Annotated in this window: 15 protein-coding genes; 3 read left to right on the top strand and 12 right to left on the bottom strand. The window is 59.8% G+C overall.

Annotated features, from left to right (window positions below; all coding sequences use genetic code 11):
* Positions 1–115: 115 nt before the first annotated feature.
* The 11 genes from ACLIRY_RS08540 to ACLIRY_RS08490 all read right to left on the bottom strand — a co-directional run bounded on the left by ACLIRY_RS08540 (position 116) and on the right by ACLIRY_RS08490 (position 17531).
* Positions 116–898 (bottom strand): RNA methyltransferase, encoded by a 783-nt coding sequence (locus tag ACLIRY_RS08540; protein WP_413204958.1) that lies wholly within the window; start codon positions 896–898, stop codon positions 116–118.
* Positions 898–2502, bottom strand: coding sequence for a citramalate synthase (cimA, locus tag ACLIRY_RS08535; protein WP_413204957.1), 1605 nt, complete (start codon positions 2500–2502; stop codon positions 898–900). Before cimA ends, ACLIRY_RS08540 begins: the two co-directional genes overlap by 1 nt.
* 215 nt (positions 2503–2717) lie before the next feature.
* Positions 2718–5870 carry an EAL domain-containing protein gene (locus ACLIRY_RS08530; protein ID WP_413204956.1) on the bottom strand — a complete coding sequence of 1051 codons (3153 nt, stop codon included), beginning with the start codon at positions 5868–5870 and terminating at the stop codon, positions 2718–2720.
* A gap of 200 nt (positions 5871–6070) precedes the next feature.
* Positions 6071–7453 (bottom strand): cysteine--tRNA ligase, encoded by a 1383-nt coding sequence (gene cysS / locus ACLIRY_RS08525; protein WP_413204955.1) that lies wholly within the window; start codon positions 7451–7453, stop codon positions 6071–6073.
* A 31-nt stretch (positions 7454–7484) separates the two neighbouring features.
* A complete protein-coding gene (locus ACLIRY_RS08520; protein ID WP_413204954.1) occupies positions 7485–8819 on the bottom strand; it encodes a glutamate--tRNA ligase in 1335 nt (444 codons plus the stop codon).
* A gap of 10 nt (positions 8820–8829) precedes the next feature.
* Positions 8830–10488 (bottom strand): NAD+ synthase, encoded by a 1659-nt coding sequence (locus ACLIRY_RS08515; protein ID WP_413204953.1) that lies wholly within the window; start codon positions 10486–10488, stop codon positions 8830–8832.
* Between the two features lie 156 nt (positions 10489–10644).
* Positions 10645–11811, bottom strand: a complete 1167-nt coding sequence (locus ACLIRY_RS08510; protein ID WP_413204952.1) for a nicotinate phosphoribosyltransferase — start codon at positions 11809–11811, stop codon at positions 10645–10647.
* Between the two features lie 133 nt (positions 11812–11944).
* Positions 11945–13318: a class II 3-deoxy-7-phosphoheptulonate synthase gene (locus ACLIRY_RS08505; protein WP_413204951.1), complete on the bottom strand. Its 1374-nt coding sequence runs from the start codon at positions 13316–13318 to the stop codon at positions 11945–11947.
* 334 nt (positions 13319–13652) lie between these two features.
* On the bottom strand, positions 13653–15008 hold the full coding sequence (gene gor / locus ACLIRY_RS08500; protein WP_413204950.1) for a glutathione-disulfide reductase: 1356 nt from the start codon (positions 15006–15008) through the stop codon (positions 13653–13655).
* Positions 15009–15101: 93 nt separating this feature from the next.
* Positions 15102–15770 (bottom strand): hypothetical protein, encoded by a 669-nt coding sequence (locus ACLIRY_RS08495; protein ID WP_413204949.1) that lies wholly within the window; start codon positions 15768–15770, stop codon positions 15102–15104.
* 399 nt (positions 15771–16169) lie between these two features.
* Complete coding sequence (locus tag ACLIRY_RS08490) at positions 16170–17531, bottom strand: outer membrane beta-barrel protein (protein ID WP_413204948.1); 1362 nt, start codon at positions 17529–17531, stop codon at positions 16170–16172.
* Between the two features lie 448 nt (positions 17532–17979).
* On the opposite strand from ACLIRY_RS08490, the gene ACLIRY_RS08485 reads away from it, so the two are divergent.
* Positions 17980–18510, top strand: coding sequence for a polysaccharide biosynthesis/export family protein (locus ACLIRY_RS08485; protein ID WP_413204947.1), 531 nt, complete (start codon positions 17980–17982; stop codon positions 18508–18510).
* A gap of 416 nt (positions 18511–18926) precedes the next feature.
* On the opposite strand, the gene ACLIRY_RS08480 is transcribed toward ACLIRY_RS08485, so the two are convergent.
* Complete coding sequence (locus tag ACLIRY_RS08480; protein WP_413204946.1) at positions 18927–20123, bottom strand: glycosyltransferase family 4 protein; 1197 nt, start codon at positions 20121–20123, stop codon at positions 18927–18929.
* 380 nt (positions 20124–20503) lie between these two features.
* On the opposite strand from ACLIRY_RS08480, the gene ACLIRY_RS08475 reads away from it, so the two are divergent.
* Entirely contained in the window at positions 20504–22777 is a 2274-nt protein-coding gene (locus ACLIRY_RS08475; protein ID WP_413204945.1) for a GumC family protein, read from the top strand.
* Positions 22719–23453 carry a hypothetical protein gene (locus ACLIRY_RS08470; protein WP_413204944.1) on the top strand — a complete coding sequence of 245 codons (735 nt, stop codon included), beginning with the start codon at positions 22719–22721 and terminating at the stop codon, positions 23451–23453. The genes ACLIRY_RS08475 and ACLIRY_RS08470 overlap by 59 nt, the downstream gene beginning before the upstream one ends.
* Positions 23454–23617 lie beyond the last annotated feature (164 nt).

Raw genomic sequence — 23617 nt, 5'->3', positions numbered from 1 at the left:
CCGGTAGGCCCCGTTATCCAGACAGACAACAGGACGGGGTCCGGAGACCCGCGTTCCCGGAAGTGAAGCGCGCACTATAGTCAGGACAACGGGTGTGTCAAGGCGCGGAGGCGCCCTATTCACCGTCGCCCTGGTTCCGCCCGTGGCGCAGTTCCTTGATCACGCCATGCAGGGTACGCACCTCCTGCTCCGTCAATTCGGCCCGATTAAAGATGTTGCGCAGATTGCGCACCATGCTCGGGCGTTTGTCGGACACGCGCAGGAACCCGCAGGCGTCCAGTTCCCGCTCCAGATGGGTGTAGAAGTTCATCAACACCTCCCGGTTGGCCGGCAGGGTGCCATTGGTGACCAGCTGTTCGGGCGGAGACTCATCGCCGGACTGGAACCACTCATAGCCCATCAACAACACCGCCTGGGCCAGATTGAGCGAACAATAGGCCGGATTCAACGGCACTTCGATAATCGCATCGGCCAGGGCCACATCATCGTTGGACAGCCCCGTGCGCTCCGGTCCGAACATCACGCCGGGCTTTTCTCCCCCGGCGATAAAGCCCCGCAGCTTGGCCGCGGCGGTGCGGGGAGTCAGCAGGGTCTTGACCATATCCCGACGCCGGGCCGTGGTGGCATACACCCGGGTCAAATCCGCCACCGCCGCTTCCGTGCTGTCGTAGTCCCGGGCCTGCCGCAGCAAGCCATCCGCACCAGAGGACGCGGCGATGGCCTTCTCCGACAGCCAGTCCTCGCGCGGGGCGACAAGGCGCAGGCGGGTCAGACCGCAATTGAGCATCGCCCGGGCGACCATGCCCACGTTCTCCGCCAATTGCGGTTGGATCAGGATGACAACGGGGGCGTCGTCGCCCGAAACCAGGGCGGCGCGGGTGTGGTTGGTGCCAGCCATTACTCTGCGGCCTTCCCGTTCCGCTCCGCCTTCATCAGCTTGTAGGTGATGGAGTCGTGCAGGGCGTTGAAGCTGGCATCGATGATATTGGCCGAAACTCCCACCGTAGACCAATGTTCACCAGACCCGTCGGTGCTTTCGATCATCACCCGGGTGACCGCTGCGGTCGCCGCTTCTGATGTCAGAATTCGCACCTTATAGTCCACCAGACGCAGGTCGTTGAGGTGCGGATAAACGGTCAGCAACACCTTGCGCAAGGCGGCGTTGAGCGCGTCCACCGGACCATTGCCCTCGGCCACGGTCATGTAGTTCCTGTCGCCGACCACCGCTTTGATGGTCGCCTCCGACAGGGTGATCAGGTCACCCTTGGCATTCCAGCGTCGCTCATCGATCACCCGGAAGCTGGTGAGCTTGAAGTACTCCGGCACGCTCTCCAATTGACGCCGGGCCAGCAGCTCGAAGCTGGCCTCCGCCCCGTCGTAGGCATAGCCCTCGGACTCCAATTGCTTCACCCGGTCGAGCAGATCGGCCAGCTTGGGATCCTTGGGATCGACATCCAGACCAATCTCCTTGAAGCGGGCCACCACATTGGAGCGCCCCGCCTGATTGGAGACCAAGATCTGCCGGGCGTTGCCCACCTTTTCCGGTTCCACATGTTCATAACAGCGGGGGTCCCGCTCCACGGCGGAGACATGAAGCCCCCCCTTATGGGCAAAGGCGCTATCCCCCACATAGGCCGCCCCCCGGGCAGGTGCCCGATTGAGCCGCTCATCGAGCATATGGGACAGGTGTTTCAGGCGGGTGAGGTCCTCGGCGGTCAGTCCCGTCTCGTAGCCCATTTTCAGCATGAGACTGGGGATGATTGAGATCAGGTTGGCGTTGCCGCAGCGCTCACCCAGGCCATTCAGAGTGCCTTGCACCTGCCGTGCCCCGGCCCGCACCGCCGCCAGACTGTTGGCCACGGCATTGTCCGTGTCGTCGTGGCAGTGGATGCCCAGGTGATCCCCCGGCACGGTCTTGGCGACCTCGGAAACGATGGCTTCGATTTCGTGCGGCAGGGTACCGCCGTTGGTATCGCACAGCACGACCCAGCGCGCGCCGGCATCATAGGCGGCCTTGACGCAGGCCAAGGAAAACTCCGGATTGTCCTTGTAGCCGTCGAAAAAATGCTCGCAGTCGAACATCACTTCCGAAACCCGGGTCTTGGCATGGGCGACACTCTCGGAAATCATCCGCAAATTCTCGTCCAACTCCACACCGATCGCCACCCGACATTGGAAATCCCAGGTCTTGCCCACCATGGTGACGATGTCGGCCTTGGTCTGAAACAGGGCCTGGAGGCTTGGGTCGTTTTCGGCGGAGCGTCCGGCCCGGCGGGTCATGCCGAAGGCCGCCAAGCGAGCCCGGCACAGCTCGGGTGGGTTGGCAAAGAAGGCGTCGTCGGTGGGGTTAGCCCCGGGCCAGCCGCCTTCCACATAGTCAATGCCAATCGCGTCCAGCTCCCGGGTAATCGCCGCCTTATCCATGGCGGAGAAATCCACGCCCTGGGTTTGGGCGCCGTCGCGCAGGGTGCTGTCGTAGAGATAGACGCGATTGCTGGTCATGCCGATGGGTATCCGTGTCTTCTAGAGCATCAAGCGGAAAAGTGAGCACCGGTTTTCCGGTCCACTCGATGCTCACCTTGTTGATTCCAAATCAATGTGTCCGCCTTAAATCGATTCCGATTCAAGGCGGTTTGATCTAAGGGAAAAGGAGCGGGAGAATGCCCCTATTTCGGGCGTCTCTCAACCCTTCTTGAACAAGGGAAGGGGTCTCGCCCTCATACCGAGCCCATTCCACCGCCCCCAAGAAACACCCGAGACGGGAAGGTGGGGCGACCCCGATGGCCGGAATCCAACCCCCGGATCAAGGCCTCAAACGCCTCGGCCGTCACGGGCTTACTGTAATAGTAGCCCTGCCCCAGTTCGCAGCCCAGCCCCTTCAAAAACTCCGCCTGCTCCGGGGTCTCGATGCCCTCGGCGACCAGCCGCAGACGAAGCGCGTTGGCCATACTGACGATGGCCCGCGTGATCGCCATGTCATCGTGGTTGTTGGGCAGGTCCATCACGAAGGAGCGATCGATTTTCAGGTAATCGATGGGGAACCGCTTCAAGTAGCTGAGCGAGGAATACCCCGTACCGAAATCGTCGATGGACAGGGTGATACCCAGTGATTTCAGTCGGTTCAAGGCACTCACGGCCTGGTTCCCCTGTTCCACCAGCATGCTTTCGGTCAGTTCCAGATCCAACATGCCCGGCTCCAACCCCGTTTCGGCGAGGATTATCCCCACCTTGTCGGCGAGATCGGGATCGCTGAACTGACGGGCGGACAGGTTCACCCCCATGCGGATAGGGGGCAGTCCCTTGCGGACCCAAGCCTGTGTCTGCTCGCAGGCCCGACGCAGGACCCATTCCCCAATGGGAAGCACCAGTCCCGTTTCCTCGGCCACGGGAACGAACTCAGCGGGAGAGACGCTGCCCACGTCCTGACCATCCCAGCGCAACAGCGCCTCCGCGCCCACCACACCGCCGGTCACCAAATCGACCTTGGCTTGATAGTGAAGATCGAATTCATCCCGCTCCAGGGCGCGGCGCAGGCCGGTTTCAATGCGAAGGCGACGCGTGGCACTTTCAGACAGGTCTTCCTCATAAAAGGTCAGACCGCCCCGCCCCCCACGCTTGGCATGGTGAACAGCGGTATCCACATTCTGCAAGAGGGTGGGAATATCCGCCCCGTCTTCTGGAAACAGGACCGCGCCCAGGGTGGCGGTGGTATAGACTTCCCGCCCATCGAACTCGTAGGGCAAAGCCAAGTCAGCGAGCAACGCATCGGCGCGCAGCCTCACGTCCTCCCGATTGCGCATAGATCCCAGAATCATGGTGAACTCATCACCGCCCAAATGCGCCACCAGATCTCCGTTTTCGGGCTTCAGATGCCTCTGAACCCGGCGGCCGATCTCGCGGATCACCGTATCCCCCACCACATGTCCCAGGGTATCATTAATCTTCTTGAAATGGTCCAAATCGACGAACAGAACAGCGAAGCATTCGGCGGCCGCCTTTGCCCGTCGGGCCGCTGTGGCCAGCTTTTCGCGCAGCAGAACCCGATTGGGCAAACCGGTCAAGGGTTCCAGGGTCGCGACATCCATCAAACGCCGTTCGTATTCCTTCCGATCGGTGATATCCCGGATCACGCCAACAAAGCGTGGGACCCCATCAGGTTCCATCACCGACAGAGCCAGTTCAATGGGAAAATCGCTGCCGTCGGCCCGGCGCGCCCACAATTCCCGGCCAATGCCGATCACCTTTGATATCCGGGTTTCCAGGAAGCGAGCCAAATACAAATCATGGCTCACCGCATCAACCTTGTTCATCAGGAGATTGATGGACTGCCCCAGGATCTCTTCCGCCTTGTAGCCAAACATGCGCTCGGCTGCGGGATTGAAACTTTCGACCCGCCCCCTTCCATCAATGACGATCAGGGCATCCACCATGGTTTCCGTGATGGCCCTCAACCAAGCCTCCCGCTCCCGGGCGGCCCGGTGCGCCTGCTCCAGGTCAGTGGTATCCCGGGCGAGAACCAGGTAGGAGCCCCCCCCCGAACCGCCATTGGGGCCAAAAGGTGCGGCGGAAACCGTGACCTCCCGTTCAACCCCGTCTCCGCGCACCAGAGTCGCCATGTGACGGGATCGGTCACGCATCATATCCGCGAGCCCCGAGCGAAAGAGATCCTGACTGCTGGATGTGACGAAGGACAGAAACACCTGCCCCCGCGCCTCCGCCTGGGACAGACCCAACATGCTGGCCCCCGCAGGGTTGATCAAGCGGATCACCCCGCCCTCAACCACACAGATCAGATCTGGAGCCAGATCGAACATCAGGCGGCGGCCTTCAAGATCCCCAGGCACATCCTGGGCCAAATCTTCCAACCGTTTGCGATCCAGAAAATCACCGAGCATCCGCTCCATACCCTGGGCGGCATCGGCGATATGGCGGGCATATTCCGCCACCTTGGGTCCCTCCTGATCGGCCTCGATCTTATGGGCATAATCGACGACGGAGGTCAGGGGGACTCGGGCCTCGTGGCTTAGGGTGTCGAGCAGGCGGAGTGTGGCCTCTTGGGCCGCCTGGGCATCGTCCAAAGCGGTCCGCATCATGGCGTCAGGGCCCACGCGCGGGGTCAGGTCGGTCATTGTGACAACCACACCTTGGCCCAAGGGGGTCGCAGATAGGCGCACCCGGGTCCGCCCCTCCGCGCCACCCACCATGGTCTGAATTGAGGCGGAGGCCCGCCCTGTCTTCACCTGGGCCAACCAGTCGAGATGCCCGGTCAGCCCCATTCGATCGGCCTGTTTCCAAACACCCTCGACAGCCAAATCCCGACCCGGCAGGCCGAGCAGGCCGACCCCCGAGGGATTGACGAAACGAAGGGCGAAATCCAGCACTTCACCCGCCTCGGACCACTGCGGATCAAGGACAACAATACCGTCGTCCAAGCCATCGAACAGGGCTTTAAAGGAGAAGCCGTCAGGGGCCGAGGCATCCACCAGAAAGCCCGCACAGGACACAGCATAGTGAATGGACCGTCGCAGCAGATCACCGGTCAGGCAGTCCTTCACCAACACGTCATGGGCACCTCGCCGCAGCGTGGACTCGGCAATCGCCTCGTCGTGCAGGTCAGTGATAGCCACCACGGCAGCGCCTCTGCCAAGGGATAGAACGGTATCCAAGGGATCCATTCCTGGCTCCCCCGCCAATTCCAGGGCGAAGACAATGACATCATGGCCGGACTCGCGCCCCTTCACCAGAACCCGTGCCTGTTCCAGGGAGGAGGCATGATCGATAACAATATCATCACAGTCAGCCTCGGCCAAAAGAGCGGCCACGACTTCGCTATCGTGAGTATTGTCCTCAATTAAAAGTACAGTCAGCATCCCACTCTTCCCACAGGCGTAAGGTCGGGGTTCGTTTCTTGACCTCCGTACCTAGCCAGTTCCGCCCGGACAGCAAACCGGATGGTCACTCAGACTAGTCAGTTCCCCTAAGCCAGGGTAGGAAAATGGCACTCCTGGTATCACGTTTCCTATGGGAGAATATATCCGCGTCCAATTCAACAGCCAACGGACATCAAACGTCACGCTTTCCGCCAGCTTGTCCCTTGGGGACCGTCCTCCAGTACAATGCCCTCCGCAGCCAGATTCTCCCGGATTTCATCAGCCCGAGCAAAATTCTTGGCCTTCCTGGCATCTTTCCGGTCTTGGATCAGCCCCTCCACCCGGGCGGCCAAACCGTCATCCTCCCCCTCTCCGCCACGCAGCCACACCTCCGGATCCTGTCCCAGCAGACCAAGAAGAGCCCCTGCAGAGAGCATATCTCCCTTCAGGCGCGCTTTGTCAGCGGGGGCTTCGGCCCGATTCAACTCCCCCAGAAGCCCATGGAGTTCGGACAGAGCCTTGGGCGTGTTCAGGTCATCGCAGAGGGCGGCCAAAACCCCTTCTGGCACGGGACGCTCCTCGGCCTCCAGATCGGCAACCCGCCCCAGGGCGCCGTAATAGCGGTCCAGGGTCTTGCGGGCCTGCTCCAGGCCCTCACTGGTCCAATCCAGGGGTTGGCGATAATGAGTCGCGAGCATGCACAGGCGCAGGGCCTCCCCCGGCTGCTGAGCCAGCAAGTCCTGGACGGTGAAGAAGTTGCCCAGGGATTTGGACATCTTCTCCCCTTCGACCATCAGCATGCCGTTGTGCATCCAGTAGCGGGCGAAACTGCCCGATCCGTTGCAGCAGGTACTTTGCGCGATTTCGTTCTCGTGATGGGGAAAGATCAAGTCGAGCCCGCCCCCATGGATATCGAAGCTGGTGCCCAGATAGCGCGAAGACATGGCCGAGCATTCGATATGCCACCCCGGGCGGCCCCGACCCCAGGGACTCTCCCACCCCGGGGTATCATCGCCCGAGGGTTTCCATAGGACGAAATCGGACGGGTCACGCTTGTACGGTGCGACCTCCACCCTGGCTCCGGCAATCATATCTTCCATGGAGCGGCCGGACAGACGGCCATAGGTCTCCATGCTCGGAACACTGAACAGAACATGGCCATCGGCCTCATAGGCGTGGCCCTTGGCGACCAGATCCTCGATCATCCGCACCATATCGTCGATATGGGCCGTTGCCCGGGGCTCCAGGTCGGGAAGCAGCACGTTCAAGGCCGCTAAATCCTCATGGTACCAAGCGGCGGTCTCCTCGGTGATCTCACCAATGGAGCGGCCACTCTCCCGGGAGCGCGCGTTAATCTTATCGTCCACATCGGTGATGTTGCGCGCATAGGTCACCTTCGGAAACAGGCTCCGCAGCAGGCGGGCCAGCACATCAAAGACAATGGCCGGGCGGGCGTTGCCGATATGCGCCCGGTCATAGACCGTGGGACCGCAGACGTAGAGGGTCACATGGGTGGGATCCAGGGGGACGAAGTCCTCCTTGGTCCTGGTCATGGTATTGTGAATGCGCAATGTCGCGGCCATGGCCCCGTTTCCCTCTTTTTGTAACGAACGTTCAGCCGGGTTGGCCGGTCAGTCGGGCCAGCGTTCGGTCCCGTCCGATCAGCGGCAGCAGGACGCCCAGTTCCGGTCCATGATCGAGACCCGTCAAGGCCTTGCGCAGGGGCATGAACAGCCCCTTGCCCTTACGGCCCGTCTCCGCCTTAACCGCATTGGTCCAGGCCTTCCAGGTGTCCCCGTCCCAGGGCTCTGGCGGCAGAAGGGCGGCAGCCTTGGCGATCATCTCCGCGTCATCGGCCTCGACAACCGGTGTCACCGGCCCGTCCACCAAAGCCACCCAATCGGACAGATCGGACAGCTTCACCAAGTTCGGGCGCAGGGCCTCCCACAGAGCCTCCGACACGGAGATCCCCCGGGCAGCCACCTGCTCCAGGGTCAGGCCGCGGACCACATGGGCGCTCAGACGGTCCAGCTCGGCGGGGTCCAGGCGCGGGGCAGAGCGGCCATAGCCGTCAATGCGGAATGTCTGGGCCAGATCATCCAGAGAGCGCTCCGGATGGGGAGCCTCTGCCGTACCCAACGCGGCCAGCAGGGCGGTCACCGCTGCCGGCTCGATGCCCTGGCTCCGCAGGTCCGACAGTGACAGCGAGCCCTCCCGCTTGGACAGGCCCGAGCCGTCCGCAGCCAGCACCAGGGGCATATGGGCATAGGCCGGTGGCTCGCCCCCCAGGACACGGCAGATTTGAATTTGCACGGCGGTATTGACCACATGGTCCTCGCCTCGGATCACATGGGTGATCCCGAAATCGATGTCATCCACCACCGAGGGCAGGGTGTAGAGCAGCGTGCCATCCTCGCGGATCAGGACCGGATCGGACAGGTGGGAGCCCCGGTAGTGGCACGCCCCCCGGGCCATGTCCTCCCAGGTGATGTCTTCGTGATCGAGCAGGAAGCGCCAATGGGGCTTGCGGCCCTCGGCCTCCAGGGCGGCCCGTTCTTCGGCGGTCTGGGTCAGACCGGTCCGGTCATAAACCGGCGGTTGGCCCCGGGCGCGCTGGCGGCGGCGCTTGTATTCCAGCTCCTCCGCCGTTTCGTAGCAGGGGTAAAGCCGCCCCTTGGTTTTCAGATCCTCCACCGCCTCGATATGGCGGGCGGTGCGGGCGCGTTGGCTTTCCTCCCGCTCCCAATCCAGGCCCAGCCAAACCAGGTCATCGCGGATCCCTTGGGCAAATTCTTCCGACCCGCGGGCGGTGTCGGTATCATCCATACGCAGGATCATGGCCCCGCCATTGGCCCGGGCATAGAGCCAGTTGAGCACAGCCACACGGGCGTTGCCCAGGTGCAAACGGCCCGTGGGACTGGGGGCGAAACGAACGAGAACCCGGGACATGGTGGGGTGGTTATCCTTTGTAGGCATTGGTCAGGGGGTAGCGGCGCTCCCGCCCGAAGGAAAGTTCGGTGATTTTCACGCCGGGCGGGGCCTGGCGACGTTTGTACTCCGCCCGCTGGAGCAGGGTCCAGACCCGTTCAACTTTAGCCCGATCCAGTCCGGTCTTGGAGACGATGGCGGAAATGCCCTGCTGCTCCTCAATCATCATATGGAGGATCAGGTCCAACTCGTCATAGGGCGGCAGGCTGTCCTCGTCCTTCTGGTCCGGACGCAGTTCTGCGGACGGCGGCTTGGTGATCACCCGCTCGGGCATCACCGCCCCCTCCGGCCCCAAGGCGCCGACGGGCTTATGCGCATTGCGCCACCGACAGAGGGCGAAGACGGTGGTCTTATACACATCCTTCAGGACCGAATAGCCCCCGCACATGTCGCCATAGAGGGTGGCGTACCCGACGCTCATTTCCGACTTGTTACCAGTGGTCAACAGCATGGGCCCCAACTTGTTGGAGATGGCCATCAGGGTCAGCCCCCGGGACCGGGACTGGATGTTTTCCTCGGTGATGCCCGGGGCCTGCCCCGCGAAAACCGGGGCGAGCATGGCGTCGAAGGCCTCCATGGCCGGGCCGATGTTGACCTCATCCAGGCGCGTCCCCAGCAGACGGGCGCATTCTGCGGCGTCCTCCAGGCTCTCGCGGCTCGTGTAGGGGCTGGGCATCATGACGCAATGGACCTTGTCGGCCCCCAGGGCATCCACGGCCACCGCCGCTGAAATGGCGCTATCGATCCCCCCGGAAAGGCCCAGAACCACCCCGGGAAAGCCGTTCTTGGTCACGTAATCCCGCAAGCCCAGGGTCATGGCCTGATAAATGTCCTCCCAGCGGGAGGGCATCGGCGCCCGGCCCCCCGCCTCCACCGACCATCCATCGCCTCCCTTGGACAGCACGGCCAGAGACAGGTCTTCCGCCCAGCGTGGGGCTTGGAGCCGAAGCTCCCCATCCCCATTCACGACGAAGGAGGCACCATCAAACACCAATTCATCCTGACCGCAAATCTGGTTGACATAGAGCAAAGGCAGGTTGGTTTCCGCCACCCGGCCCCGGGCATGGAACAGGCGGGCCTCGTCCTTCTCCACGTCGTAGGGGGAGCCATTGGGGATGACCAGCATGTCCGCCCCCTTCTCGGCCAGATGTCCGGCCACGTCGGGGAACCACATGTCCTCGCAGACCAGGACACCCAGTTGCGCCCCGCGAAAGGGAATCGGGTCGGGCAAAGGACCGATATCGAAGACCCGCTTTTCGTCGAACACGCCGTAATTGGGCAAATGGTGCTTGAGCGCCCGCCCGGCGATCACACCCCCGTCAAGCAACAGAGCCGCGTTAAACCTCTGGCCATCCTCCCGCCAGGGCGCCCCCACGAGCAGAGCGGGACCGCCATCTGCGGTCTCTCGCGCCAGATCCTCCACGGTCTCTTGAACCCAGTCGAGAAACGCATCGCGCAAGACCAAATCCTCGGGAGGATATCCGGTCAGGCAAAGTTCCGGAAAGACGGCCAAATCGGCGCCCAGCGTCTGGGCCTTTGCCCTGCTTGCGCGAATCAGGGCCCGATTGCCCGGGATATCACCCACTGTGGGGTTGATCTGACACAGGGCGATGGACAGGCGTTTGGTCATGGATGGGATCCCACCGCGAGGAAAAACAGCGCCCATTGTGACCCCCAAAAAGCGCCACGGAGCAGGGCAAGCTAAGACCGGGGGGAGGAGAGCGTCAAGGGACAGGACGCTGAACCGAGGGAAACATCGCCCGATGCCTCCCCTTCATGCACCCCTTTATCCCCGCTCCCTGGGCGCCGGTTCGTCCCGCTTCTTGAGCAGAAATTCACGGCCGACCTTCACCCGAGGCGCACCATCATAGCTGATGATATCCGCCGTTGCGTAGGTCTCTCCCCAGTTTCTCGGCAGGTAGGACCCCGTGCCGATCACGTCAATGGGACAATTGGCGTAGGCCATGACCCGACATTTGGCTGGGGAGAAGCCCGAGGAGGCGATGATCCGGGCCTTTGGGAAACCCGCCCGATCCAGACTCTCGCGCATATGCCAGATGGCTGCGGCCGAGACACCCGTTCCGATCAAATCCCGCAATTCCGTTTCCGAGCGATATCCGCGAATGGCGTCGGTGGCGTTGCGCTCCAGCACTTCGTAGGAACTCTGGGTGTCCAAACCCTCAATAAACCGACCGCCGTGGGTATCCAGACGCACGCCGACTTTGCCCTGGGCGGCCAAATCCGGGAAGCGATGGCAGACAGCCAGGGCGTCCGTGATCTCCTGCCCGAAGTAATCGACCAGGACAATCAGATCCGTCTCCGGATGGGTCTCGTGGAACATTTCGGCCGCCCGCAGGGTGGAGCCCGCGTAGCCGATCAGGCTGTGGGGCATGGTTCCCAGGCCGAATTCGTTGCCGAAGTAGTGGGCTGTCGCATCGGTGGCATTGCCGATGAACCCCTTGGCGTCGGCCTTGCGGCGGGCCCGTTCACTGCCGACGGAGGCCGCATAGGCCATCAATTCGGCCATTTCGGTCCCCGCACAATGGCGGGCATCCATGGCCAGGAAGCCCACCCCGGGCAGATCCATGCACATGTGATAGGCGTTGTAGGCCGCCACACAACTGGCGCCCAACTTCTGCAGGAACAGGGTCTCCAATTCCGACAATTCGGACAGGGAACCGGTGATATAGACCATCGGCTCGCCCGCGCCGATCCAATCGGCTTCCTTGTAGACTGCCTCGACCTCGACCTTGGTGCCCCGGTCGGCGCAGATCCCGGTCAACCAATCCAGGGCCAACCGCCCGGCGAACAAAACGGGGCGGCGCATGAAGATCGCGTAGGTCACCCGCGCATCTCCGAAATGCTTCACCACCGCAGAAGTCCGAGTGAAGTACTTGTCTGTCCATTTGGACACGTTGGCCGCGCTGGGCCAATTGGCGGAATCATGCGTCATTGGGGACCCCCTCCCCTCTTTCTTGTTCACGAGCCAGGGGTGGCCCGCGCTTGTTGTTCGTCTTCTCCCATCCGCTCCGGACGGCCCGGATCAGGACGCAGCCCTCAAAACACCATAAGAGAAGCAACCGAAATCAAGCTGCGGGAGCCACCACAGTCTGGCCCCGCTCATGTTTCAGGGCCTCGGCGATCAGGAAGGCCAATTCCAACGCCTGATTGGCATTCAGTCGCGGATCGCAATGGGTGTGGTAGCGGTCGCCGAGGCCGGCCTCGGTAATCGCCTGGGCGCCGCCGATACACTCGGTCACATCGGCGCCGGTCATCTCGAAATGCACACCACCGGCATGGGTGCCCTCGGCCCGGTGGACGGCGAAGAATTCGGTAACTTCGGAAAGGATGTTCTTGAAATCCCGGGTCTTGAAGTTGCCCGCCTTCTGGGTATTGCCATGCATGGGGTCGCAGGACCAGACCACCTTCTTGCCCTCGCGCTCGACGGCGCGGATCAGAGAGGGCAGGCCCGCTTCAACCTTGCCCGCGCCCATGCGAACAATAATCGTCAGACGCCCGGCTTCGTTCAGGGGATTCAACAGGTCACAAAGCTCGATCAGGCCATCGGGGGTCATGCTCGGGCCTGCCTTGAGACCGATGGGGTTGGACACGCCCCGCAGGAAGTCCACATGGGCGCCATTGGGATCACGGGTCCGATCGCCGATCCACAGCATATGGGCAGAGCAGTCGTACCACCGACCCGTCGTGCTATCCACTCGGGTGAGCGCCTGCTCGTAGTTCAGCAACAGCGCCTCGTGGCTGGTGTAGAAATCCGTTTCCCGCATCTGGGGTACAGCTTCCGGCGTAATGCCGCAGGCCTGCATGAATTCCAGGGTTTCGGCGATGCGATCGGCGAAGGCCCGGTAGCGCTCGGCGGGAGGGCTGCCTTCCACGAAATCCAGGTTCCATTGGTGCACCTTGGTCAGGTCAGCATAGCCCCCCTGAGCGAAGGCCCGCAGCAAGTTCAGCGTGCTGGCGGACTGGTTGTACACCGCCATCAACCGCTCGGGGTCCGGGATCCGCGCCGCGGGTGTGAAATCCATGCCATTGACCATATCGCCCCGGTAGCTGGGCAATTCCATCCCATCGATGGTTTCGGAAGGCGCACTGCGGGGCTTGGCGAACTGACCGGCCATACGACCGACCTTCACCACCGGCAGAGCCGCCCCATAGGTCAGGACAACGGCCATCTGCAGCATCACCCGGAAGGTGTCGCGGATGGTATTGGCGGAGAACTCGGCGAAGCTTTCAGCGCAATCGCCCCCTTGCAGCAGGAAGCCCTTCCCCTCTGCCACCTTGGCGAGTTGGGCACGCAGGTTTCGGGCCTCGCCGGCAAAAACCAGGGGAGGATACTTGGCCAGTTGGGATTCCACAGCAGCGACATGCGCAGCGTCGGGATACTCAGGCACCTGGGAGATGGGCTTTGCGCGCCAGCTATCCGGGGTCCAATTGGTGGCCATGATGCGATTTCCTTACAGGGTCGTTCCGCCCTCTGGGCTGTGGTGTTATCGGAAGAGGATGGATATAGCCAATCCAAGCACATGATGACTAGGGAAAAAGGGAGCGACCAAGCCGACCGCGACGAATCGCTCTGGGTAACAGGTCAATCCCCATGACAGAATGACCTCGAAAATCAGTCAAAAAGAGAAAAGAACACCCCACTCCGTCGCTCGGAAAAAAGCAGCGGGTGCGACATGCGCAATTTCAAAAGAGAGCCTTCAGTCCAGCGGCAGATGGATGGGACGTCTTGCTTGGGCAAGCCGTCCCAGATCACTCACGCCGCAGGCAAGCCCCCTACTCCGCCACCGGCTCCCGCATGGTGACGAATTCTTCGGCGGCGGTGGGGTGAATGCCCACGGTCGCATCGAATTGGGCCTTGGTCGCTCCGCACTTCAGGGCCACGGCCAGACCCTGGACGATCTCCGGCCCATCCACGCCCACCATGTGGCAGCCCAGGACCCGATCCGTCTCGGCGTCCACGATGATCTTCATCATGGTTTTCTCGTCCCGACCGGACAGGGTGTACTTCATGGGCCGGAAGCGGGAGCGGAAGATTTTCACGGGGCCCCGCTTGCGCGCCTGCTCTTCCGTCAACCCCACCGTGCCCACAGGCGGCATGGAGAACACGGCACTGGCCACGTTCTCGTAGTCCATTTTACGGGGATTGTTGTTGTAGAAGGTCTCGGCGAAGTTCAGCCCCTCATTCAGGGCCACCGGGGTCAACTGGATGCGGTCGGTCACGTCGCCTATGGCGAAGATATTCTCCACATTGGTGCGGTTCCATTCGTCGACGGGGATGGACCCGTTCGGATTGGTTTTCACACCCGCCGCTTCCAGACCCAGCTTCGCCGTGTTTGGCGCCCGACCCGTGGCATACATGACCAGATCCGCCTCCAGGTCTTCGCCCGGAGTGCGCTTGAGCAGGTAGGATCCATCGTTGCGTTTGTCGATTTGGGTGATCACCGTCCCGTCGAGGATCTTGATACCGCTTTTCTTCAACTCTTCGCCCAGGGTGTCGCGGATGTCGTCATCGAAGCCCCGCAGGATCCGATCCTTGCGGATGATCAAAGAGACCTCCGCGCCGAGTGCATTAAAGATCCCGGCGAACTCCACGGCGATGAAGCCGCCCCCAACGATTACCACCCGCTTGGGCAGACTCATCAAATCCAAGGCCTCGTTGGAGGTGATGGCATGCTCGATCCCCGGAATCGCGGGCATGGAGGGCCAGCCGCCCACGCCTATCAGGATCCGCTCTGCCGTCACCCGCTTGCCATTGACCTCCACCGTATGGGCGTCAACCAAGCTGCCCCGGCCTTCCAACAGAGTGACCTTGCTGTTCTTCAGGATGCTGCGATAGATGCCCTCCAGCCTGTCCAACTCCCGATTCTTGGCGGTGATCAGCGAGGGCCAGTCAAAGCCGACATCACCAACGGTCCAGCCATATCCGGCGGCGTCTTCCAGGTCGTGGGCGAAATGGGCCCCATAGACCAGCAGCTTTTTGGGCACGCAGCCGCGCATGACACAGGTACCGCCGATTCGGCTGCTTTCCACCACCGCCACCCGGGCCCCATAGGATCCCGCCAGACGGGAGGCGCGCACACCGCCGGAACCCGCGCCAATGGTGACAAGGTCATAGTCGTACTGGGCCATGGGAAGCTCTCTCTCACAGGGGATCGGATCAGGGGTAAGCAGGGCGTCTAACATAAGGGAGGCTTGCCCGTCGGGAAAGGGCAGGCGGGCCCCTTAAATATCCAAATCACCCCGAGGAGGAGGGGAAGACCCGTTCGGACCACTGGGAGCGGGCCGGGATTTAGGGGACGGCTCTTCACCCGGAGCCGGACCGGTGGGGGCGTCGGAAGCGCCCTTCCGGTCCAGAAACCCCTCCAGGAAGCGGGTCCACCGGTCCACTTCCTTCTGCACCTTGGGGGCAGCGGCCTGCAATTCCGATTGAGCCTGACAGACGGCGTTGTCAGCCATGCAGCGACTGGCACAGCCCGCCAACGCACCTTCGTCATTGTAGTAGCGCAACCGGCAATCCAGGGAGCAGGATTCCTGTTGCGCATCGCAATCCGCCCCGCTGGGTGCGGCATCAGCCCGACCGTCGGCGCCCTTGGTCAAGCCATCCAGGAACCCTTTGATGCGGTCCGTCTGCTCGGTGAGCGCATCCAGGCCCTTGCCAGCCTCGCAGACCGCGCGGTCTGCGGCACAGCGGGCCGAACAGCCCGCCTTGCCCGCGTCGTCGCTCTCCAACACATCACAGGCGTTCACACATCCCGCATGGGCCGAAGCGCAGGCATCCACCCGGCTCCCCTGCTGAGCCTGGGCCAAGCCGGATCCCCCCAGGCCCAAGCCCAGAACGACCAAAAGGCAAAGGGTCGTGGCAAAAGAAGGAAGCGGAACAAAGCGGGCCATTGAGGTCTCCTGTCCAAGGGTCAGAATGCAAGCCAGATAAACTTACCATCCCCCTTGGGGCGGGATAAAGGCAAGCCCAAGGGGGAACCGATCGCCCATCCGAATGAATGTAAGCCGAGCCTGAAGCTTTACCGAGTCTGAGGGCAGCTTCTTTTGTCCCCCCCTCTTTGGCGAGTCTGGGGCCTTTCGCCCCAGACTCGCCAAAGAGGGGGGGGACGGGGCAAAGCCCCGTGACGGGCCCTCACCCACTGTCGTGCACCGTTGGCCGCCGCGCCTTCTGGTCCGTAAAAGCCTGCTTGGCAATTGAACGCAAGAAAAGCGGCGTGGGGTTCACCCCACGCCGCTTAGTATAAGCTCAGCCCTCACCAGTATACCGATGCGGTCAAAAGATTCAGCGGCTTACATACGCAAGCCTAAGGTCAGGCTGACAACACCTTGGTCATAGCTTGAATCCCTTGCGTTTGAATCCCGCTTTTTGAAACCGGCATCAAGACGCAGATAGGTTTCTGGGGTAAAGGCGTGGGTCACTTGACCTGTAATTTCGTAAATATTGTCCTGTCGACCGATACCATCAAACTCCCGGTAGCTATACGACGCTGTGGAGCCGACCACCGTGTTTCGTGCCAACTCGTGGCGCGCGGTTACCGCTGCCGTCGTGGAGGTTATGGACGCTGCATTACTGAGCGTCGTCTCGTTCATTCCACGGCTTATGGACGGCGAGATGATCGTAAGCTTCGACGGTGTCCAATGGATGGAAGCCTGGACAGCCATGCCCATTGGATCATTCAGATTTCCATCCTCGTAATCTCTTGCCATATATCCAACGAGCACGTCACCGCGCATAACATTCGTGAGCTCTATGCCCACGCCCGTCAAAACCTCGCCCCCCACACTGCTCCGGTTGAATCCAAAGTCATCACGTTTCGTGTCATACCGAATCGTATCGGCACCCGTTTTCAGCACCCAGGCATAACCGGGAAACAGCTCACGGGAATAGGTCAAGCTGACCCCGACCTTTGTCCGGTCCCGATCATCGTTATTGATGCTGACGCCCGACGAGGTGTCCACATCGTAAAAAACGGACCGGGTTACGCTAAGCTGAGGCTCCAGGATATTCTTTCCAAACTTATGCTTTGATCCAAGGTCCACGCCTGTAGTCATCGTCGGAGTTGGTTTGTCGCCTCCCGCGTCATCCGCAGAGCCCCGATCTTCATGGGAATAGGCGTGACTAATATTAGCGACGAGATCATTGTCTTTATCGACGTCATAGACACCATGAACGTTAACATTACTATTGAATTGGTTATCGTCGGGATGTCGTGCATTGAAAAGGTATTCAAAATCCCCAAGCACACTAAGACTATGTCGATTGAAATTAGAATTTAGATAAAAGCTCGGAGACAGCGCTGTAGAGAGGTCGTATTCCTCATTTGTTTCACTAGCATAGAAATTACTATTATACGACTCGCCAATTTCCAAGACAGGAAACAGAACAAACGACCCCAGATCAACACCCTTCGGCTGAAAAGAGTCGCTTAGATCCAGTTGACTGCCCCTATCCAGGGTTTTTCCTGCTGGAGCCGTTTCTTGTGTGATATTGGCGCTGTTTTTGCGCTCCGTGCGATCATCATCGGTCGGAGATGTGTCCAAGGTCTGCCCCAGGGCAGGCGTCCCGAGCGCGAGTGAGGCAATGACACCAAGCAGAAATGCGTTCTCACAAAACTTCATCACCATCCTCAAACGATTGGGTTCAACAGCCAAATACAACTTTTAGGGAGATTCGGCGCTTTCCAACACCGTAAGCGAGCAATTCAAGCACCTCTGGAACCGAAGGCGAGCCACACTGTATCTTCACTCATCTCCATGCATTCCCGAATGACCCCAGCCCGAGTGACCCCAGAAAGCCCCCTCCCCTCCCTAAACGGTAGTGTTTCCCGTTTGACTACGTCAAGTAAATAACTATGTTATCAACAGGATTTATGGGCTTCACGATGAAAATGGAGCCTTTCGACACAGCGATATGTGCGGGTTGCGGCACAACCGATACCATGAACGTCAGGCGCCCCGGTGGATGCGTCACCGTCACCCCTCTTAAGGTGCGAGAAAAATGATCAATTTTGCAACTAAAGCGCTAAACAGCGTGGGATTAAAAATTCGCCCCCTCGTCCGTTGGAGCAGGATCATAGGGCTCGCGCTTTGTGGTTTAGCCTTGGCCTCCTGCACGGGCGGCCCCTCTTTACCGGATCGCGAGGCGCCTTCTAAAATCGAAAACCCTGCCATCAATCATTTGTTGGAGCCGGGGAATCGCGTCGGCATCACCGTGTTCGGAGAAACCAACCTGTCGGGTGACTTCTTCGTGGACCCTTCGGGTACCTTGGCCTTGCCCCTTGTTGGCTCCGTCGCGGCAAGTGGCATAACCACGGATGAGTTGAGCGTCCGAATCCGCGACTTGCTGGTAAGGCAGGGGTATTTGCGCAATCCCCAGGTCAGCGTGGAGATTCGGAGTTTCCGCCCCTTCTATGTGCTCGGTGAAGTGCGTCAGCCCGGCGAGTTTGAGTACAACACCGGCATGACAGTCCTGGGAGCCATCGCCCGGGCTGGGGGATATGACTATCGGGCAATCGAAGGGGATGTGGTTTTGGTGCGTACGGAAAACGATACGCAAATTGATTACCGCGCCAACGAAAAGACACCGATTTTGCCTGGCGACATCGTTCGAGTACTGGAACGGCGCTTCTAAAGTGAAACAGGATCAAGTTGGGCCAAGGAGTGGCCCAACTTGATCTCGGAACGCTCTAGCAACTGTGTTTATACCGAGCCTTGGACTCTGACCGTGAAGGCATATTTTTCGTTCCTCGGTGACAGTTCTCAGAGAATACCATGCGGAAGGCCTGTCCATCGCGCCTCACTTATGGAGCGACGCGTAGCAACTTATACCAAACGGAGCGGGCTGAAACCCACGCCGCTTTTCTTACGTTCACCGGTTTCCAAAGGGGCTGCTTCCAAAGTACGGCGAGGCCACGGTACACGACAGGTGGCGTTTTCCCCCAAATGGGCTTGGGCTATCACCCAAAAAACACGAGACACTGTCGTCTCCTGTGCGGCGAGGCAAAGTCACTTCACTTTGGTATTCTGTCTGGTCGCGTTACGACTGGTTTATGCGATCGCTTTCTCGATGATGGATAGGAATTTCGGGCCTATTTTTGCCATGTCGTTGGTCGCTGCAGCGTAGGCTGCGGATCGCTTTGCCTGTGCGTTGCGCATTTCCGAATCCATGCGCAGCTGGGTCGCTGCTTCTATAAAGGCCTGACTGTCACCTGGAGAAACACAAATGCCAGCACCAATGTCCTGAACGAGTCGGCGAGCTAAGTTGTCCGTCGGCATGGCTCCCAGAACCGGGCGGCCGGCGGCGAATGCCGCATAGACCTTGGAAGGAACCGATAGCATCCCTGCGAAGGGCTCCAAGAGCACCAGCATGATGTCCGCAGCCCCAAAGACGTCAGGCAATCTTTCATGTGGCTGAAGCGGAAAAAGGTGGAGATTGGAGAGGCCCTCCGCCCTTTTTGCCTGTTCGAGCATGGACATTCCCGGACCGTTAGCGACCACAACAATGGCGTCATTCGCCTCGTGGGCACGGCCACGGGCTAAGGCAATGAGCAGGCTGGGGTCATGCTTCAAGCCGAGCGTTCCTGCGTACAGATAGATGAAACGCCCCTCCAACCCCACTTCCCTTTCCCATGACGTCGGGCGGACCCCGACCATAGGCAGGGTTGTTGGAAACCAATTCTCAATAACGGCCGTGTTCGGATGATCCACACCCCTTGTTGCCAAGACCCGCTGGAAATCTGGTGAGATGACGATAATGCCCGCAGACCGACGCATAACACCGAATTCCAGGTGGGCAACGCGGGCGCGAACCAGTCGGGTCACCAGGGTGGGCCACGCCTGGAGGAAGCGCTCTACTCCAGGCGTAAAAATATCCTGCACCCAACAGATGAGTCGAATTCCGCTTCCGGTAAGGCGCCGTTCGAGGGCGGCTTGCACGAGAGGAGAGGTATTGGTGGAGAGAATGACATCCGGTGCATAGGCCCGCACCCGCTTTGCCAGGAGGCGACCGTAGGCCTTTTCCCAGCGCCATCGGCGGAGGGGCGCATATTTAGGCATGGGCCGCCCCCTTGAAAGGCCTTCTATGGCAAATGACCGCGGCATGTCAGCCGTGTGAGACACAGGTCCTCGAGGGGCCTCAACATCTTGGGAATACAGATGGAGGACTTGGTGACCCTGGGTGGCGAGCCAGCGTGACAGATCCAGAGGAAATGCATGCCCCGCGTAGTCATGTACCACAATCCTCATCGGATTCCTTCTCCGGCGACGCCATCCGGGGGACGGCTACGGTTGGTTTGGTTCAGACAGAGTGATGAGGACACCGTGATGCCCCCCTCCATGCCTCCCCCTTTAGGGCATCCCACACATCTGCTCAAGCAAAGGTATCAGGCGGGTTTTGAAAGAATTATTTATAAACAGTACCGTAGGCTATGATCGCATGATTCGTTCGAAGACATGGGAGCATTAGATTGCAATCCGTTTCGCGTGTAACGTCAGTGCCGTGGCTTTTCACAGGGAAATTGCACTCGATTCAGGTATAAACGGTACGTTGGGTCAGCTCTGAAGGCGGGTTTGGCCGGAGCTGAGATTATAATATTTTAAGGTCGGACAATAAAATGGATCCTCGCATGCCAACAAATGAAGCTCAACCACAAGCCCCAGGGTTACTTTCTGGAATTGAACGTGAACAATTCCAGAAAACCATTCGATGGGGATGGCGAATCATTTGGCGTGGTAAAGGAATTATCCTGTCATGCTTGCTACTGTCCCTAATTCCTACCGTTTTAATTCTTCAACAGACCCCCAATAAGTATACTGCTTCGGCCACCATCGTGGTCGAAGCCCCTGATGCCTCGGATCCAACGATACAACAAACCAATAATCGCCTCATGTGGGGCGACGTGACGATTCGGACGCAGACACATATCGTCAAATCGACAAAGCTGGCCCAACGGGTGGTCGAGGACTTGAAACTGGATCAATATCCGGAATTCAACCCAAATTTGCGCGAAAAACCTGGATTGGTCGCACTGCTCGGCTGGATCAACCCCATGCGTTGGATTGGTGCTCTGGCCAATCTCACCGACCAATCCAAAGATGGAGACCAATCTAGCGACGCATCCGACAAGTTGAAGGACGAGGAATCATTGCGCCGGACGGTGCTTACGATTTTCCGATCCAAGCTTGAGGTACGTATGGAACGGCAGTCGCAGATCCTGATGATCCAATTCACCAGCGCCGACCCAAACCTATCGGCCAAAATCGTGAATTCCGTTGCCGATCAGTACGTCACCGATCGTCTGGAGGCGAGCCTGGAAGAAGCAAGACAGGTGAGCGACTGGCTGGGCAAGCGACTCGATACCCTGCGCGGTGACGTCGCCGCAGCCGAATCAGCGGTCGAACTTTATCGACAAGCCAATGATTTGCAAAAGCGGAGTGATCGCCAAGGGACGATCATGGACCAGGAGATGACCGAGCTGAATTCCCGGCTGATCATTGCCCGAGCCAATCTGGCCGAGAGCCGCGCCCGGCAACAAAGGGTCGAGGCCATTGTTCGTGGGGGCGGGTCTATTGAATCCATCGGCGAAATTCAGGATTCTCCGGTTATCCAGCGCCTGCGCGAACAGGAAACGGATCTATTGCGTGAGATCAGTGAGGCCGCCAACAAATATGGCTCCCGGCACCCGACCATGGTTGGCTTGAATTCCGATCTTGCCCAGATACGCGGCAGGATTCGCGCGGAAATGTCCAAGATCGGCGCCTCGATTCAGAATGAAGTCGCGCTTGCTGCCGCCACCGTCAGTTCCCTTGAGGCGTCGCTTCGAAGTGCCCAGGGCAACGTGGACAAGGCCGGAGAAGCTGAAATTCGACTGGGCGAGTTGGAGCGGGAAGCACAAAGCAGCCGCGAGCTGTACGAGGCTTTCCTTGCTCGCTTCAAGCGTGGCGCAGATCAAGAAAGGGTCTTTCGGGCCAATGCCCGGGTCATCTCTCCTGCGCAGGTGCCATCCACGGCCTCCTCGCCGCGGCGCGGAATTATCCTCTTGATGGTCACCATGCTGTCCTTGATGTTCAGCATCCTGCTGGTTTTCGTCCTCGACCAGTTGGATAATATGATTCGCTCGTCGGACGAAGCGGAGGACATCACCCATTTGCCGACCTTGACTCTCGTGCCCAAATTTCGGGGGAACGAGGCAGCAGAACTTCATGAAGCCCTGGATCGCCCTCGATCCCAGCGGGCCGATGCCATTCGTGGACTGCGGATTGGATTGGATCTGCGTGCGACCCAACGGCGTCGGCCAACGGGGGCACGGGTCATCGTCATCACGTCTTCAACCCCGAAGGAAGGAAAATCCTTCATTGCCCTGAATCTTGCCGCGATGTGCACCAAGACCGGCGAACGGGTTCTATTGATTGACGGAGACGTCCATAGGCCCAAGCTGCATATCTCATTGGACAAGCCCAACGAAGAAGGTCTGGTACAGGTATTGTCCGGCATAAGATCGGCCAAAGACTTGATTTTGCCGCAGGTTTTTCCCGGTCTGGATTTTCTGCCTGCCGGACATTTAGACAATATGGCTGACTTGATCAGTGAAGAGAATGCCGAAAGAATGCTGTCGGACTTGGTCGATCAATATGACCGCGTCATCATCGACACGGCACCTGTTTTGGCTGTAGCGGATGCGCGGGTTCTTGGTCGCGTTGCAGACCATGTTGTTTATGTCATCCGATGGAATGCCACACCTCGAGATGCCGTGCGCAACGGTGTGAAGCTGCTACGGGAATCCAATGTTCCCTTATCTGGCATTGTGCTGTCTCAGGTTGATCAAAGGAAGCATGCGCGCTATGCCTATGGCGATTACGGGCAGTATTATGGAAAATACAGGAGCTATTATGCCGATTAGCAGGCGGCTTCCAGCAGCCATCTTTGGCTTTTCCATTGGCGCTATTTTGATCACTATGGGGGTGCCACGCCTGATCGCAGCCTACTTGTCGCTGCCCGGAGACATAGCCATCTTCGGACTGAGAGAGGACAGGACGATCTTGCCCCAGGAGCTGGTCGAGGGCGCCACGGCCCTTGACGAAGCCAATGCATGGGAAATGACGGGCGCGCGCGAGGCTGACCGGAGTGTTCTGTTGCTGGTTCAGGCCGAATCCCTCCCTCGCGGAGATCAGGCCCGCGACGCCATCTTGGCGAAAGCAATGGCCGCAACCGAGCAGTCTCTGGCCTTATTGCCAGCCCAACCCGTGGCATGGGGGAATTTGGCTGCGTTGAAAGTTGAAGCCGGAGACATGCAAGGGGCCGTGAAGGCAATCCGCTTATCCATGCTATCCGGACCTGTTGTCCCTGGGTATGTTCCCGTTCGTGTAAAGTTGGGTTTACATTTATTGCCCTATATGGACAGGGAGACGCGCGGATTATTGGCGCGTCAAGTCCGGCTTCTGTGGCTGATCGAACCCGCGTCTCTTGTGGACCTAGGCAAGCAAGCCGATACACAGGATTTTATTCGGTCAGCGCTTGACGGGCTGAGTGAGCGGGATCAGGAAATATTCATCCAGCGTCTATCGCCCATCCAGTGAGCGCAACAGGCAACGGCGCCTTCCGGGCTGACGAGATCGTCATTCGTGAAAATGAGCATCGGAAGGCACTTCAGGCTCATGCCAAGCTGCGGTGAGCGAGGGGTCTGGGATCGAAAGGCCCCAGACCCCAGGCTAAAAAATGGGCGTTTGGCGGCATTTTCCGC

It is taken from the genome of Rhodospirillum sp. A1_3_36, assembly GCF_047263945.1.
Taxonomy (GTDB): domain Bacteria; phylum Pseudomonadota; class Alphaproteobacteria; order Rhodospirillales; family Rhodospirillaceae; genus Rhodospirillum.
Note: the sequence above shows the minus strand (reverse complement) of the source record. Positions and strands in the feature narration are given on the sequence as shown.

What these genes read in the sequence shown, in the direction of transcription:
- ACLIRY_RS08540 (WP_413204958.1), bottom strand. Translation starts at nt 898, where the DNA reads ATGGCTGGCACCAACCACACCCGCGCCGCCCTGGTTTCGGGCGACGAC.
- cimA (WP_413204957.1), bottom strand. Translation starts at nt 2,502, where the DNA reads ATGACCAGCAATCGCGTCTATCTCTACGACAGCACCCTGCGCGACGGC.
- ACLIRY_RS08530 (WP_413204956.1), bottom strand. Translation starts at nt 5,870, where the DNA reads ATGCTGACTGTACTTTTAATTGAGGACAATACTCACGATAGCGAAGTC.
- cysS (WP_413204955.1), bottom strand. Translation starts at nt 7,453, where the DNA reads ATGGCCGCGACATTGCGCATTCACAATACCATGACCAGGACCAAGGAG.
- ACLIRY_RS08520 (WP_413204954.1), bottom strand. Translation starts at nt 8,819, where the DNA reads ATGTCCCGGGTTCTCGTTCGTTTCGCCCCCAGTCCCACGGGCCGTTTG.
- ACLIRY_RS08515 (WP_413204953.1), bottom strand. Translation starts at nt 10,488, where the DNA reads ATGACCAAACGCCTGTCCATCGCCCTGTGTCAGATCAACCCCACAGTG.
- ACLIRY_RS08510 (WP_413204952.1), bottom strand. Translation starts at nt 11,811, where the DNA reads ATGACGCATGATTCCGCCAATTGGCCCAGCGCGGCCAACGTGTCCAAA.
- ACLIRY_RS08505 (WP_413204951.1), bottom strand. Translation starts at nt 13,318, where the DNA reads ATGGCCACCAATTGGACCCCGGATAGCTGGCGCGCAAAGCCCATCTCC.
- gor (WP_413204950.1), bottom strand. Translation starts at nt 15,008, where the DNA reads ATGGCCCAGTACGACTATGACCTTGTCACCATTGGCGCGGGTTCCGGC.
- ACLIRY_RS08495 (WP_413204949.1), bottom strand. Translation starts at nt 15,770, where the DNA reads ATGGCCCGCTTTGTTCCGCTTCCTTCTTTTGCCACGACCCTTTGCCTT.
- ACLIRY_RS08480 (WP_413204946.1), bottom strand. Translation starts at nt 20,123, where the DNA reads ATGAGGATTGTGGTACATGACTACGCGGGGCATGCATTTCCTCTGGAT.
- ACLIRY_RS08475 (WP_413204945.1), top strand. Translation starts at nt 20,504, where the DNA reads ATGCCAACAAATGAAGCTCAACCACAAGCCCCAGGGTTACTTTCTGGA.
- ACLIRY_RS08470 (WP_413204944.1), top strand. Translation starts at nt 22,719, where the DNA reads ATGCCTATGGCGATTACGGGCAGTATTATGGAAAATACAGGAGCTATT.